The organism is Bacteroides faecium (genome assembly GCF_012113595.1).
Lineage (GTDB): Bacteria > Bacteroidota > Bacteroidia > Bacteroidales > Bacteroidaceae > Bacteroides > Bacteroides faecium.
Genome location: NZ_CP050831.1, coordinates 3,549,045 through 3,562,213 on the forward strand (window position 1 = coordinate 3,549,045; position 13,169 = coordinate 3,562,213).

Here is a 13,169-nt window from a genome sequence, read left to right on the forward strand (position 1 = left end):
ATTGCGTATGGATATAAATTATGTACAACAAAAAATTGATAAGTATCTTAGTTCGGACAAGAACTTACCAATCATTGTGGATGTGCCTAATTCACATACTCTAATCCATCTCATGGATCATTATGAAGTTGGAAATAATAAGTTCATACACGTTGGTAATCCTTTATATTGCAAGAACGACTCCCTGCCTCAGATTGAGAAAATACAAAATGAGGTGATAAGTTCTAATGATGTTTTATTCCTTGAGGGGCTTTCTCCATTCCTGCTATTGCAAGGTGAAGTTGTTGTGAAGAATATTTTGCGGTCTATGCTGGAAGTACAATGTGGCAACAAATTGATAATCTTTACAAGTGGCTGTGCGAAGTATCTAGAGAAATTTGATAAGCGTTTATTTGATTCGGGGCGTATATATCAAATTAGTGGTGATGTTGAACCTCTGCCTAAATTGATCTTCATTGCTAAAAATCTTCCAAAGCCTGTAATATATTTAGATGGGATAAACGCTCTTTATAAAATGGGAAGAATTCTTGAAGGCGGTGCAACGGAAATTTGTTTAATGACAAATAAGTCAAAAAATGATTATCCAAATTCTGTATTTGAGATACATGAATACTCTTCAGATTATCAAGTGCTTGTTTCGGCAGAACCTGATTTATCTACAATAGATAAAAAAATAGGATCAGAAGAGAACTGGAAAGAACTTCGATTGACAATTGAACGCAACGGTAGCTGGATTAAATTTGTGGAAAATGAATTTGGCGGATTACACAATCTTGCGTTAGCTATGGAGGGTTTCAAAGGTTTTTCTCCATTTAAGCGTTGGGCTTATTTCCTAGCATTAAGAATACATGGAGCAAAGAGCAACGATTATCTGTCAAGTGTGGTCTTGAAAGCTAAGACTTTTGATGATTTCGTTAATACTGTTTTTTGTCATATTCTTAGTTACAAACCTGAGGATGCAAATTTTATTGCTCTATATAAGGAGAGGAGGAATTTGCTTACACAAATGCTGGAGTATACAAACGAACTGACAAACTTCTGTAAAAAAATATATGTCAAAGGAAGTGTAGCGTTACATTATTTAACCGATTTAACTATTCAAGAGAAAGAACGTACAATTGAATTAATTTGCACTTATGCGGATGTGCTTTCATTTGACAAATTGCTGCCTATCTTAGAACGGACATATAATGATTTATGGCTTTATTTACAACCATATGAATTTGAGAATGAATTATTGACGAGATATTTCAAGTTATACAGATATAGTAAACTGTCCAATTGTATTTTGCCGGAATTACGTGTTATTGTTAATCAGCAGGCCGTAGAGCGTGACTACAATATTTGGTTGAAACCACGTTCTATTTATGTTGATGAATTACCAAAGGACTCAACAAAAGAAACATTATTCTTTGTAGATGCGCTTGGCGTTGAATTCTTGGCATATATTCAGAATAAGTGCTACAATATGGGACTTACATTTCAAGCAGATGTTGCACGATGTGATTTACCATCAATAACGAGTGTAAACAAGTTGTTTATAAATGAATTTAAAGAGGCGGGCTGTTGTGTGAGATGCATTAGATACTTGGATGATTTAAAGCATGACGGGCAGAATCGCTATAATTATGAACAGACAAGACTGCCCATTCATTTGGTTAAAGAACTTGATATAATTAATGAAGTAATTTCTCAGATTAAGGCTATGGATGCTGATGAAGTTGCATATATGATTTCTGATCATGGTGCAAGCCGTTTGGCTGTTATTAATGAATCTGAAACAAAATGGGAAGTTTCTGAAAAAGGAAAACATTCGGGACGTTGCTGCCCGGTGTCTGATATATCAGAAAAGCCTGAGTTTGCAACGGAAGAAAACAGCTTTTGGTGTTTGGCCAACTACGATCGATTCAAAGGTGGAAGAAAAGCTTTAGTTGAAGTTCATGGCGGAGCAACGCTTGAGGAGGTCGCTGTTCCACTTATCCGCATTAATAAATCTAAAGCAACCATTAAGTGCGAGATAATGAACGACAAGCCTATACCAGTAAGTTTCAAGACAAATGCACAAATGAAGCTATATATTGGTGTTGATTCCGATAAAATTTCAATTAGTGTAAACGGATATTCTTATGAAGTTATTAAGACAAGTACCCCCTATTTATATGAAGTAGTAATGCCCGACATTAAAAAGTCGGGAAAATACAAATTTACAGTTTATCTTTCGGGTGGAATAATAGCTAAAGAGCTTACCTTTGAGATTAAAAAAGAAGGCTCTTCTGAACGAAAATTCTTTTAACTTAACAACATGGAAGAAAAATTAAAGAGATATTTCGATGAAATGGTAGTCTATAAAGACCTTAAAGAGAGTAACTGCTTTAAGGATTTGAAACTACCATCATTTTTGCGAGACTGGTTGCTCAAAATGTTTGAAGACGAAGACGGAAAATTTGATGTAGAACAGATGACAAACTTTGTTAAAGCTAATATTCCGTCAAAAACAGAATGGATTGGTATCAAGAATCGAATAATAGTCGAGAATGAGCGAGTGAAAATACTAACTCGCATCTCAATCGACATTAATATTAGTACACAAGAAGTCACTTTTTCACTACCGGATTTTGGACTTCCAAATAAGGAAACCATTATTGAACCCAATGTATGGGAAGATTGCAAGGACGAACTTATTAAAACTAAAGAGATTTGGGGTGTTGTTGAGTTGGGATATCGCTATCCCGAAAACAATGGTAAAGTAAAGGGAAAGATAAAGTTACTCAGTTTCAGAAACTTCTGTCCTTACGAGATAGACCTTGATTATTTCAAGGATGTTAGGAAAGAGTTTTCTGTTAGAGAGTGGATTGATGTACTTCTTGGTGCCATTGACTATAATGCTGACGGTTATGAAAATGAACATCAAAAGTTGTCGATGTTGACTCGTCTTCTGCCTTTTGTTGAAAAGCGTCTGAATCTCATTGAACTTGCTCCCAAAGGTACAGGTAAATCTTATCTTTTTGGAGGTATTAGTCGATTCGGTTATCTGTCTGCTGGTAAAATGACACGTGCTAAGCTGTTCTATGATTTGGCACGACGAGAAGAAGGACTTGTTTTCTTTCACGACTATATAGCCTTTGATGAAATTCAAAAAGTGGAGTTTGATAATCCTAATGAAATGACCCAAACACTTCAAGGTTATATGGAACAAGGGACTGTCAAAATCGGAGATAAGAATGATGTTGCTGATGCTGGATTTGTAATGTTGGGTAACATCAACGAAGAGAAGATGGATGAATATCAAAATATGTTTTCAAGTTTGCCTACTATATTCAGGACAAGTGCATTGATGGATCGAATACATGGTTTCATTAAAGGATGGGACATCCCTCGAATGAATGAGGGCTTGAAAATTTCAGGTTGGGCTCTAAATTCTGAATATTTTTCTACAATCATGCATCTTTTGCGCGATGATGTTTCATATCGTGCTACTGTTGATAGGATTGTTGAGTATCCAGATAATGCCGATACGCGCGATACAGAAGCTATAAAGCGTATTACCACAGCTTTTTTGAAGTTACTTTTCCCACACGTTAGATCTCCTAAGGATATAAATGCCCACGAATTCAATCAATATTGTCTCATCCCAGCTAAAAAGATGCGCCAAATCATCGTGAAGCAGATGGGGATGATTGATACACAATACAAGGGTAAGAACGTACCATCTTTTTCCATTCGCGAATATGAAGAGTAAGTATGAGTGCATAGCCTGTGGAAAGACTGAACTTGACAAGGACACAATTGGTATAAACAAGAAACTGTTAGGTGAAAGTATCAAGTCTTACTATTGCATGGAGTGTCTTGCTGATTTTCTTAATTGTACAGTGCAAGATATTCTTGATAAAATTGAAGAATTCAAAGAAGAAGGATGTAAATTATTCAGTTCAGAATGATTAGGCAAATATATGCGGATAATGCAGCAACAACGCAGTTAAGTCAAAAAGCTTATGAAGCTATGACGCAATACCTATTAATTGAATACGGTAATGCGTCACAGCCTTATTCATTTGCACGTATGCCAAAGAAAGCTCTAAAACAATCAAGGGAAATAATTGCAAACTGTATCGGGGCTTTGCCTGAAGAAATATATTTCACCTCTTGTGGAACGGAAAGCGATAATTGGGTGGTTAATGGTGCAGTTGATTTGAACAAAAAAATTATCATTTCTTCTATTGAGCATCATGCGATTCTGAATCCATGCCGATACTTTCAATGTATAGGTCATAATGTGTCTTTTTTACCAGTATCATCAGTGGGACTGATTTCACCAGATACACTTAAATGTTACAAGAATTCTGACAATGGGCTTGTGTCTGTTATGTTTGCGAACAACGAGATTGGCACTATTCAACCAATTAGTGAATTATCTTCGATTGCACATAATAAAGGGTGGTTGTTTCACACAGATGCTGTTCAAGCTGTCGGTCATACTGCAATCAATGTTCATCAACTTGGAATAGACTTGTTATCAGCGTCTGCTCATAAGTTTAATGGGCCCAAGGGGGTTGGGTTCTTATACATTAAGAAAGGTGTAGATTGGCCATCTTTAATAAAAGGTGGCAGTCAAGAATCCAATATGAGAGCAGGAACAGAGAATATAGCGGCTATAGTAGGAATGGCGGTTGCACTTGAAGAAAACGTTAACCAATTATTGTTGAACAATCAACATATTTCTGCTTTAGAAACACGGTTGATAGATACCTTGAATGCAGCTAAGATTGAATACCAGCGCAACGGCGTTAACCACATACCTGGAATTATTAGTTTATCTTTTAAAGGATTTTCAGGCGAGCTGCTGCTTCACCGATTGGATTTAATGGGGATTTGTGTTTCAACCGGTTCTGCTTGTGATAGTACTACTACTCAAATATCTCATGTACTTCAAGCTATCGGTTTGAACTCTGATTATGCAAAGGGGACTATTCGCATATCATTAGGAAAAAACAATACGTTTGAAGAAGTAGCTCATATAGCAGATTCCATTATTAAAATTGTTAGAATATAATTTTCTAATTGACAATAATTATCCTGCATTGTAGAATCCATTTTAAGTATATCTCTTGTGGAACTTTGACAATAGCAAGGGACATAAGTGGATTGACTATGGACAATTAGTCTCTATATGCGAGAGTATATAATAAAAATAGCAGATTTGTTATAAATTGCTTGTAATCAATCTAAAAAGAAGAAGTGACAGAGTAATAGGTAACGAATTAGTAACGGTACGGGGTTCTTTGCGTTTCTTCGCTCTGCTCTGATAACCTGGTACAAATGTACAAAAATAGACTGAAAATAGGAAATAAATGCGGTGTTTTTTTATTGGGGGGGGATTTTTGAGGGTGAACGGATGGACTGGAAATGAAAGGGGTGCAAAAAGAGGATTGCACAGTGCGTTTTTACGATATTGTAAACCGCTGATATTCATGGTGTATTTTACAGGTGCAGGGTTGTCTTAAAATGGGGTGTATGTGAGGTTTTACGGGTGGAGATATGGCTGTTCGGAAGAAATGTATTATCTTCGTGGAAACCAAAGATAAATATATGCTGCGCTGATATGAAAACGAATAAGGCTGAAATATATAAAAATGCGTTCCGGCTGTTCTTACAGGACAATTACGAGAAGGTGACGGTGGTAAAACTGGAGAAAGCTATCGGATTGTCGTGCCGGGGTATCTATCATCATACGAAGGACAAACTGGGACTGTTCAAGGCGGTTGTAGATACCTATATCTTTGAACCGCACAAGGTGGAAAACAAGTTCGTGTTTGCGGAAGATATTTCATTGCGGGACTTCCTGCAAACCTATATCGAAGGGGTGGAAAGGACAATGGATTATCTAAGCAATGAACTGGGTGTGGATAGAAAGGAATGTGCCAAATGCTATTTTCAGTTCTTGTTCCAAGCGTACAAGTATTATCCGAACTTTGTGGAGAAAATGGATACTATCTTTGAGAAAGACCAACAGATGTGGCGAAAGATAATTGATAAGGCAATCGCTTCGGGGGAAATCAGAAATGATATTGCCACGGAAGAGGTCGTCGATATGTTCCGAATGGCACATCTGGGAATGTCATACGTGCTGGCTTTTACCACAGGACTTGATACCGAACGATTGAAACGGCAATTTGACGCTGTATATAAACTGCTGAAATGATTCTTTTGAACGGAAATTGAATATCGTTCAATCTTTTATGTGATATGTGAAGCACCTTTCGGGGTGCTTTTTTTGTGTCCGCATGGAAATAAAACACAGCAAATACTGTGTTTTCTGAAAGTTTGTGCTATATTTGGAAAAACAATAATGATGAAATAATATGAAACTTAAAATAGTATTGATAATGGGATTACTGAGTTTAGGATTAAATACCAATGCACAACAAGAGGATTACGGTGAAACAGAAAAGAAGCACTTCCTATACGATTTTATCGGAGATTCTGATTCATTGGGCTTGATTGATAAAAGGTATGTGGACGCATGGTGGAGCGTTTCGGATTCTGCTTCGATAATCCCTTTAACCCGAAAGGAAACACGAGACATTATTAAAGCCTTTAAAGGCGGAGCGTTTGATGATTCAAGTGTGATAAAACATGATGATGTTAAAAATGAAGCCGGGGAAATAATAGAATATGGTATGATAGAAAGCATATCAGTGCAAGCAGATCTTCCTCCAAAGACTTACTACATATTTGTTGGAAAAACCAAAGCACTTCCTTATAAGAATGGTCATTTTTACATGACAGACGTTACAAGTGTTTCACTCTCTAATAAATGGAAAAAGAAAGTGGATGCCATTATCAAGAAATATTGCTCTAATGAGTAGTTATCGAAAAAGAATGGATAGGAAGCGAAAAAGGATATATGAGGTGACGGGGTATCTTTGTCGCCATTGGAATATAAAATATATGAACCATGAAAATACTGATTATCGTTATGGGAATATTGAGTTTATTTTCTTCCTGTACTGGTAGAAAGGTGAAGCTGACAGAGGAAGATAAGTCTGTTCAGAATGGGTATGAGGTAGAGGAAAATAAGTCTTGCTTTGATCATGATACGTTGTCCGGTAATATGTTCAGTTCCAATAAAGGCAACGATACTATCGGGGGGTGTCCTGAAAGATTTAATATTGCGGCTTTTGAAAGGCATAAGAAAGATATTGTTGATAAGTGTTATGAGGAATATCGTGAAATATTAAATGATGATACACTAAGAGAGTATGGTAAATATATGAGTGAAGATGATGTAGAATACTCTATTTTAGAATATCATAAAGACTCTTATTTATGTTATCAAAAAAGATACTATAAGAATGGTAACATAAAATCAAGAGGGATTCAAATAATAGGTGGTGATATGTACACGGGGATTTCCCGTTACTATTCCATAGATGGCAAATTGCAAGAAGAAGTAAATGAAGACGAGGGGTATCTTTTTACTTTTGAACAACTGATGCATTGTTTGGAAGAGAAAGGCATCTATTCTCCCAAAGGCGTAAAACTACTTATGAGGGATTTTTCTTGGAATGGTCAAATAAGCAAGCATACAATCGGAGATTCAGTTGTATATGTAGTAACATATACACCGGATGGCGGGACAAAATCTCAATTAGTGATAAGCGGTAAAGATGGTTCTATCATAAATAAATACCAATGTGTCATTGTAGATAATTAAACGTAATAACATGATTATACAGGAAATAAAAACAGCTTTTGGCGATATGCCTTATCCCGGTACGGAACGTATCGTGAACGACTTGCAGGGGTACGATTTGGAGCGGAAACAGATAAAGGAAGAGTTCAGCCGTTATGAGAACTGGCTGGATGTGCCTCGTGAATTGCTCGTGCAAGAACGGGATGCGTTGCCTTTGTTCGAGCCGCAAGGGTTCAGGTTCTATCTTCCGGCGTATATGCTGTTTGCGGTAGAGGATTACGAAGAGGCGGACACGATACCTGCAAGCATTGTTTACTCGCTGACATTGCCGGATGCCGGAACGGAGTTTTACGAGTTTGTACAGGAAAGGTTGGTGCTGTTTGATGAGGGACAGAGAAAGGCTATACTGAACTTTTTGGAATATCTGGAACTATCCCATGCGGAAGATTTTACGGATGTATGTACGGGCGGTTGGTGTTCGGTTACTCCACGCCGGGCGATTGAAAGCTGGGATAAACTTGTTGCTGGCGGAATACAAAATACATGAACCATGAAAATACTGATTATCGTTATGGGAATATTGAGTTTGTTTTCTTCCTGTACCAATAGAAAGGAGAAGCTGACAGAAGAAGAGAAGTCCGTTCAGAATGGGTCTGAGGTAGAGGAAAACAAGTCTTGCCTTGATCATGATACGTTGCTCGGTAATATGTTCAGTTCCAATAAGGGCAACGATACTATTGAGGTATGTACCAAAAGGTTTGACATTGCCACATTTGAACGGCATAAGAAGGATTTTGTTACTAATTATCATGAAGGTTATAAAGTGCTGAACGATGATACCCTAAGAGTATATAGTAAATATATAAATGATAATGAGGTGGAATATACTATTGAAGAATATTCTAAAGAATCATATTTTTGTTATCTGAATACATACTTTGCGAATGGTAATATGAAATCAAAAAGGATTCTAAATATAACAGGTGATATGTATTTAGGAGTTTCTTTATATTATTCAAAAGAGGGCAAGTTAGAAAAAGAAGTCAATGAAGATGAGGGATATTGTTTTACATTTCAGCAACTAATAAGTCTTTTAGAAAAAAGAGGAGTATTTATTCCTAAGGGAATAACATTACCTGATGGCTTTATTGATTATCGTTATAGAATAAGTAGGGATATTATAGATGATTTAGTAGTTTATACAGTGATATACCCATTGTCTGATAGAAAAGATGTAATACTAAGTGTGAGTGGAAAAGATGGTTCTATTATAAAAGAAATCCCTTATACTATTGAAGATAATTAGATACAAAAAGATGATTATACAAGAAATAAAAACAGCTTTTGGCGATATGCCTTATCCGGGTACGGAGTATATAACGAACGACTTGGAAGGAAATGATCTGGAACGGAAGCAGATACGGGAAGGGTTCAGCCGTTATGAGAACTGGCTGGATGTGCCCCGTGAATTGCTCGTGCAAGAACGGGATGCGTTGCCTTTATTTGAGCCACAGGGGTTCAGGTTCTACCTTCCGGCGTATATGTTGTTCGTACTGGAAGATTATGAGGGTGCGGACATGATACCCGAAAGCATTGTTCATTCGCTGACATTACCGGATGCCGGAACGGAGCTATACGAGTTTGTACGGGAAAGGCTGGTGTTGTTCAGTGAGGAACAGAGGAAGGCTGTACTACACTTTTTGGAATATCTGGAACGATGCCATGCGGAAGATTTTACGGATATATGTGTGGGCGATTGGTGTTCGGCTACTCCACGCAGGGCGATTGAAAGATGGTGGAATAGATTTGATAATTGACCCTACAAGCTGATATGTGAGATTATTAATATTTAAATATCTCTGATTAAGAGGAAGAAAAATAAAAAAATAAGAATATGGATAAACTAAAATTGATAATTTTTTCAATTGCTATATCTGTACCTGTTTGTAGCAGTTTAATATGGGCGCTGTCAAAAACATTTCGTATAGGAGGTCCTGTCGGTGGTGGCATCATCTTATTGTTTATCATACCAGCAGTGATTTGTATAGCATTTCCAACCACCCTGATATTGGCTGTTTATAAATGCAGTGAACCCGCAACACGCAATATGATCTGGGGGGTAATGATTACTCTTTATATTATTCTTCCCGTGTATGTAGCAATAAGCGAAGTTAAAAGGCTGTATCATTGGCACGTGATAGATGAAGCACGGAAGAAACTTCGTGATGACAAAATTTCTTATGAGGGTCTGGTTACAGCATTGTCACGTGCCGGATATCAGGATAATCATCCGTTCAGCTATATGCTTAGCCAAAATAGGATTGATTTTGCAAAGCGCTATATGTGCGAAAATCCCAAAGCGGACTATGAGAATCTGCCAGATATTATGGTTTGGTACTATTATACAAACAAGATTTGTGATAATGAAAGCAATTATAGCGATTCAGTATCTATGCAAGCTGCTATTATTACGGCATTTCTATTAGATAACGGGTGGGATATAAATGCTACCGGAACAAAGAAGCATAATGGCAGGGAAGGTGATAGCATTGAGCGTACGGCACTATATCTGGCTATTTTAAACCGAGATCCTTACACGGCTAATTTACTTATTGAACGGGGAGCTAATGTGAACAGCGGTAGATATTCTTGTTTATGGATGGCTATTTTGGAGCATGATGTCAAGCGTGTGCGGATGCTTATAGAACGGGGAGCAAATCCGAATGAAAATTATCATAATGAATCTCTATTGTATATAGCTGTGAAAAAGAATAATACGGAGATTGTCAAAATATTGCTTGACGCCGGAGCAAAGCCCAGAAGTGGCGAATTATTATTGCTACTTGTTGATAAATAGACTAATCCCGAGCTGTGGAATCTGCTCTCACAAGAATATAAATAGTATAAAGCGTTTATTGATATGGAAACAACATCAACATTAAGCCAAGAACTGCTGCGGACGGTGGCGGCAGAACCGGAGATTGCGGAGAAGGTGCAAGTTCTGGTGGAAACAATGGAAGGAATGATACGAAGCAAGCAGGATGCGGGGAAATTTGCGGGGCTGGAACAGCTTGCCGAGGACGGGCGGGTAATGCGGTTCGTGGCAGATACGCTGAACAAGCTACCGGAAGCGGTGACGTACAGCGACAAGGGATTCGAGGCGTATGTGATGCTGGTTGCCTTGTCACGGGAAGATGCGGCACTGCGGTATGTGTTCCGGTTATCGAGTTGGTATATCAACTACGGGTGCAACAGGGAACTGCTGTACTTGTGCCGGATATTGCATATCTATCCCGAACGGGGGTATCTGAACGGGGTGTATAACCGACTGGCGCAGTATGTACAGCAAATGAAACGGAAGCGTCCGCACTGCACCAAGAGCGAGGATTTGCCGAAAGGTGCTACGGAACTGGAAATACCTATTGCCCGTGCGAAGGTAAAGGAAATGACGGGTGAAGAGTTGTTGCAGGCAGAGGTGTATCTGGGAATGGTGAAGAATAAAAGGCTCGTGGAGAAGGTTACGAAGCACTACATGAAGGCAAAGAATACGGGACATCTGGCTGACCTTTGCGGGTACAGCCTAAGCACTTTCCGGCGGCTGTTCCGTGAAGAGTTCCGTACTACTCCCCATGAATGGCTGAAAGGACTGCGGAAAGACAAGGTGAAGAACCTGCTCACACAAACAGACTTGCCACTGGTGGAAGTGGCAGAGGTGTGCGGGTTTGTGTCGCAATCGTACCTGACGGAGTTCTGCCAGATGAATTTCGGGGCAAGTCCGGGTGAGATACGGAAAAATTGATAATGAAAGATTAATGATAAGTTACAATGAATATAAAAACACTTCTTTCCCATTTTATGAAAAGCAAAAGAGTTGAAATAAGCGAGCTAAGGACGGTTATAGAGCAAAGCGGTAACGGTCATTTGCCTTTGTCCTGCCGTGTGGAACTGTTACAGTCCATCGGTAACGTGGAGATAGTGAACAAAGTGTTTGCGGAGTGTTGCAAGAAGGTATATCCTCTTTGGGGAAATGAGATTGAAGATACCTTGTTGCGGAAACTGCTGTGTTCGGCGGACGAATACCTTTACCACGGGAAAGGGAAAGCGGATGCCTTAGTCGAAGAAGCGAATAGACTACGTAACTATGTAGAGGGGCAATCCTGTACGGAAAGTATGGCAGGATGGGCGGTAATCTCACTTTGTTATTCGATAGCGGATCATGCCGCCGCTATGCTGGATATTGATGAATACGAGGGAGAAGATGATGGTGCGTTTGAGTACGAGGTATGGAATACGGACTTTTTCGCTTCGATGGCTTTTGCCGGGGGTAATCCTTTTGTGGATGAAGGGGATGCGGGAAAAAGGCGGGAGTTCTGGAACTGGTATCTTGATATAGTAGAAACGCTGTGCCGTAAATCAGATGTGCCGCTGATCCGAATAGATGCCCCTAAGAAAAAAGAGGTGGAACAAAACACTATTCCACAACGGACACAGACTTATCAGACACCTGCGATATTATCTAAAATTCAAGAAGTCATAGATAGCGCATTAATGTTATATGATAAGGATTACAATGATAAATGGGATAAAATTATAATATCTACTCGTTGTATGGCTGTGGGGCTAAGAGCAAAAAATGCTGTAATTAAAGAAGGGCAGGAACATAGAATGAAAACATCTTTGCAGGTGTTTGATATAATGAACGATGTTAAAAAGGAAATGTACAATCAGGCAAAAGTGGAAGGTGCATGGTTCTATTGTATCATTGAGCTAAATCCTGACTTGACGTATTCTATCCGATTTGTCTATGACGATAAAAGCCAGATTCCACAAGACCACTTAGTAGATTCAGATGATTTTGTTGCTGAATTTAAGAAGTACCCACGTGCAAAAGATTATACTCCGGTGTGGTGGCAAGAGATATTGGGAAAGAAAGCGAAGTATTTGAAAAATACTATTATTGTGGAGCAATTAGCTATTCCACAGCGAACACAGACTTACCAAACACCTGCGATACAAGAGAAGATTCGGCAAGTTATAGAAAATTCGATGAAAGTATTCAATAAGTATTGTACAGGTAATTGGAGTAAAATTATTGTAGAAGCGCATTGTATTGGCGATGTGCGAACAAAGGGATATTTCATACAAGGAAACTCGACAACTGAAATGCCTGTTTCTTTAGCAGCTTCGGACTTGTTGTCAGAAATAAAAGATGATATGTATAAGCAGGCAAGCAATGAAGGTTCATGGCTTATATGTAAAATCGAATTTGATACCCAAAAGAAATTTATTATTGAATTTAATTATGACAATAAGTCTTTATTACCCAATGATGTATTTGATAACCCGGAGAGATTAGAAACAGAATTTGAGGATTACCCACGTACCAAAGAATATACTCCGGTGTGGTGGCAAGGAATATTGGGAAAGCGAAGTATTTGAAATGACTTTTTCCTATAAATATGATTGTGTAATTAGA

12 protein-coding genes are annotated in these 13,169 nt (G+C 38.3%); all 12 read left to right on the forward strand.

All coding sequences use genetic code 11. From position 1 onward, the window contains the following. Positions 1–7: 7 nt before the first annotated feature. The 12 genes from pglZ to BacF7301_RS12715 all read left to right on the forward strand — a co-directional run bounded on the left by pglZ (position 8) and on the right by BacF7301_RS12715 (position 13,132). Positions 8–2,293 (forward strand): BREX-4 system phosphatase PglZ, encoded by a 2,286-nt coding sequence (gene pglZ, locus BacF7301_RS12660; RefSeq protein ID WP_167963306.1) that lies wholly within the window; start codon positions 8–10, stop codon positions 2,291–2,293. Between the two features lie 9 nt (positions 2,294–2,302). Beyond that, positions 2,303–3,739, forward strand: a complete 1,437-nt coding sequence (gene brxL / locus BacF7301_RS12665; protein WP_167963308.1) for a BREX system Lon protease-like protein BrxL — start codon at positions 2,303–2,305, stop codon at positions 3,737–3,739. Between the two features lie 195 nt (positions 3,740–3,934). Beyond that, complete coding sequence (locus BacF7301_RS12670; protein ID WP_167963310.1) at positions 3,935–5,050, forward strand: cysteine desulfurase family protein; 1,116 nt, start codon at positions 3,935–3,937, stop codon at positions 5,048–5,050. Positions 5,051–5,599: 549 nt separating this feature from the next. Continuing rightward, positions 5,600–6,199 (forward strand): TetR/AcrR family transcriptional regulator, encoded by a 600-nt coding sequence (locus BacF7301_RS12675; RefSeq protein ID WP_167963312.1) that lies wholly within the window; start codon positions 5,600–5,602, stop codon positions 6,197–6,199. A 160-nt stretch (positions 6,200–6,359) separates the two neighbouring features. Continuing rightward, positions 6,360–6,866, forward strand: a complete 507-nt coding sequence (locus BacF7301_RS12680) for a hypothetical protein (RefSeq protein ID WP_167963314.1) — start codon at positions 6,360–6,362, stop codon at positions 6,864–6,866. A gap of 89 nt (positions 6,867–6,955) precedes the next feature. After that, on the forward strand, positions 6,956–7,714 hold the full coding sequence (locus tag BacF7301_RS12685) for a hypothetical protein (protein ID WP_167963316.1): 759 nt from the start codon (positions 6,956–6,958) through the stop codon (positions 7,712–7,714). A 10-nt stretch (positions 7,715–7,724) separates the two neighbouring features. Beyond that, a complete protein-coding gene (locus BacF7301_RS12690) occupies positions 7,725–8,240 on the forward strand; it encodes a DUF6714 family protein (protein ID WP_167963318.1) in 516 nt (171 codons plus the stop codon). A gap of 3 nt (positions 8,241–8,243) precedes the next feature. After that, positions 8,244–8,999 carry a hypothetical protein gene (locus BacF7301_RS12695; protein ID WP_167963320.1) on the forward strand — a complete coding sequence of 252 codons (756 nt, stop codon included), beginning with the start codon at positions 8,244–8,246 and terminating at the stop codon, positions 8,997–8,999. Between the two features lie 10 nt (positions 9,000–9,009). After that, positions 9,010–9,510: a DUF6714 family protein gene (locus BacF7301_RS12700; RefSeq protein WP_167963322.1), complete on the forward strand. Its 501-nt coding sequence runs from the start codon at positions 9,010–9,012 to the stop codon at positions 9,508–9,510. A gap of 77 nt (positions 9,511–9,587) precedes the next feature. Next, the gene (locus BacF7301_RS12705; RefSeq protein WP_167963324.1) at positions 9,588–10,550 is read left to right on the forward strand and encodes an ankyrin repeat domain-containing protein; all 963 of its coding nucleotides are present in this window, start codon (positions 9,588–9,590) and stop codon (positions 10,548–10,550) included. Positions 10,551–10,613: 63 nt separating this feature from the next. Beyond that, positions 10,614–11,492: a helix-turn-helix transcriptional regulator gene (locus BacF7301_RS12710; protein WP_167963326.1), complete on the forward strand. Its 879-nt coding sequence runs from the start codon at positions 10,614–10,616 to the stop codon at positions 11,490–11,492. A gap of 56 nt (positions 11,493–11,548) precedes the next feature. Continuing rightward, positions 11,549–13,132, forward strand: coding sequence for an Imm5 family immunity protein (locus BacF7301_RS12715; protein ID WP_167963328.1), 1,584 nt, complete (start codon positions 11,549–11,551; stop codon positions 13,130–13,132). The last annotated feature ends 37 nt before the right edge of the window (positions 13,133–13,169 follow it).

What these genes read in the sequence shown, in the direction of transcription:
- pglZ (WP_167963306.1), top strand. Translation starts at nt 8, where the DNA reads ATGGATATAAATTATGTACAACAAAAAATTGATAAGTATCTTAGTTCG.
- brxL (WP_167963308.1), top strand. Translation starts at nt 2,303, where the DNA reads ATGGAAGAAAAATTAAAGAGATATTTCGATGAAATGGTAGTCTATAAA.
- BacF7301_RS12670 (WP_167963310.1), top strand. Translation starts at nt 3,935, where the DNA reads ATGATTAGGCAAATATATGCGGATAATGCAGCAACAACGCAGTTAAGT.
- BacF7301_RS12675 (WP_167963312.1), top strand. Translation starts at nt 5,600, where the DNA reads ATGAAAACGAATAAGGCTGAAATATATAAAAATGCGTTCCGGCTGTTC.
- BacF7301_RS12680 (WP_167963314.1), top strand. Translation starts at nt 6,360, where the DNA reads ATGAAACTTAAAATAGTATTGATAATGGGATTACTGAGTTTAGGATTA.
- BacF7301_RS12685 (WP_167963316.1), top strand. Translation starts at nt 6,956, where the DNA reads ATGAAAATACTGATTATCGTTATGGGAATATTGAGTTTATTTTCTTCC.
- BacF7301_RS12690 (WP_167963318.1), top strand. Translation starts at nt 7,725, where the DNA reads ATGATTATACAGGAAATAAAAACAGCTTTTGGCGATATGCCTTATCCC.
- BacF7301_RS12695 (WP_167963320.1), top strand. Translation starts at nt 8,244, where the DNA reads ATGAAAATACTGATTATCGTTATGGGAATATTGAGTTTGTTTTCTTCC.
- BacF7301_RS12700 (WP_167963322.1), top strand. Translation starts at nt 9,010, where the DNA reads ATGATTATACAAGAAATAAAAACAGCTTTTGGCGATATGCCTTATCCG.
- BacF7301_RS12705 (WP_167963324.1), top strand. Translation starts at nt 9,588, where the DNA reads ATGGATAAACTAAAATTGATAATTTTTTCAATTGCTATATCTGTACCT.
- BacF7301_RS12710 (WP_167963326.1), top strand. Translation starts at nt 10,614, where the DNA reads ATGGAAACAACATCAACATTAAGCCAAGAACTGCTGCGGACGGTGGCG.
- BacF7301_RS12715 (WP_167963328.1), top strand. Translation starts at nt 11,549, where the DNA reads ATGAAAAGCAAAAGAGTTGAAATAAGCGAGCTAAGGACGGTTATAGAG.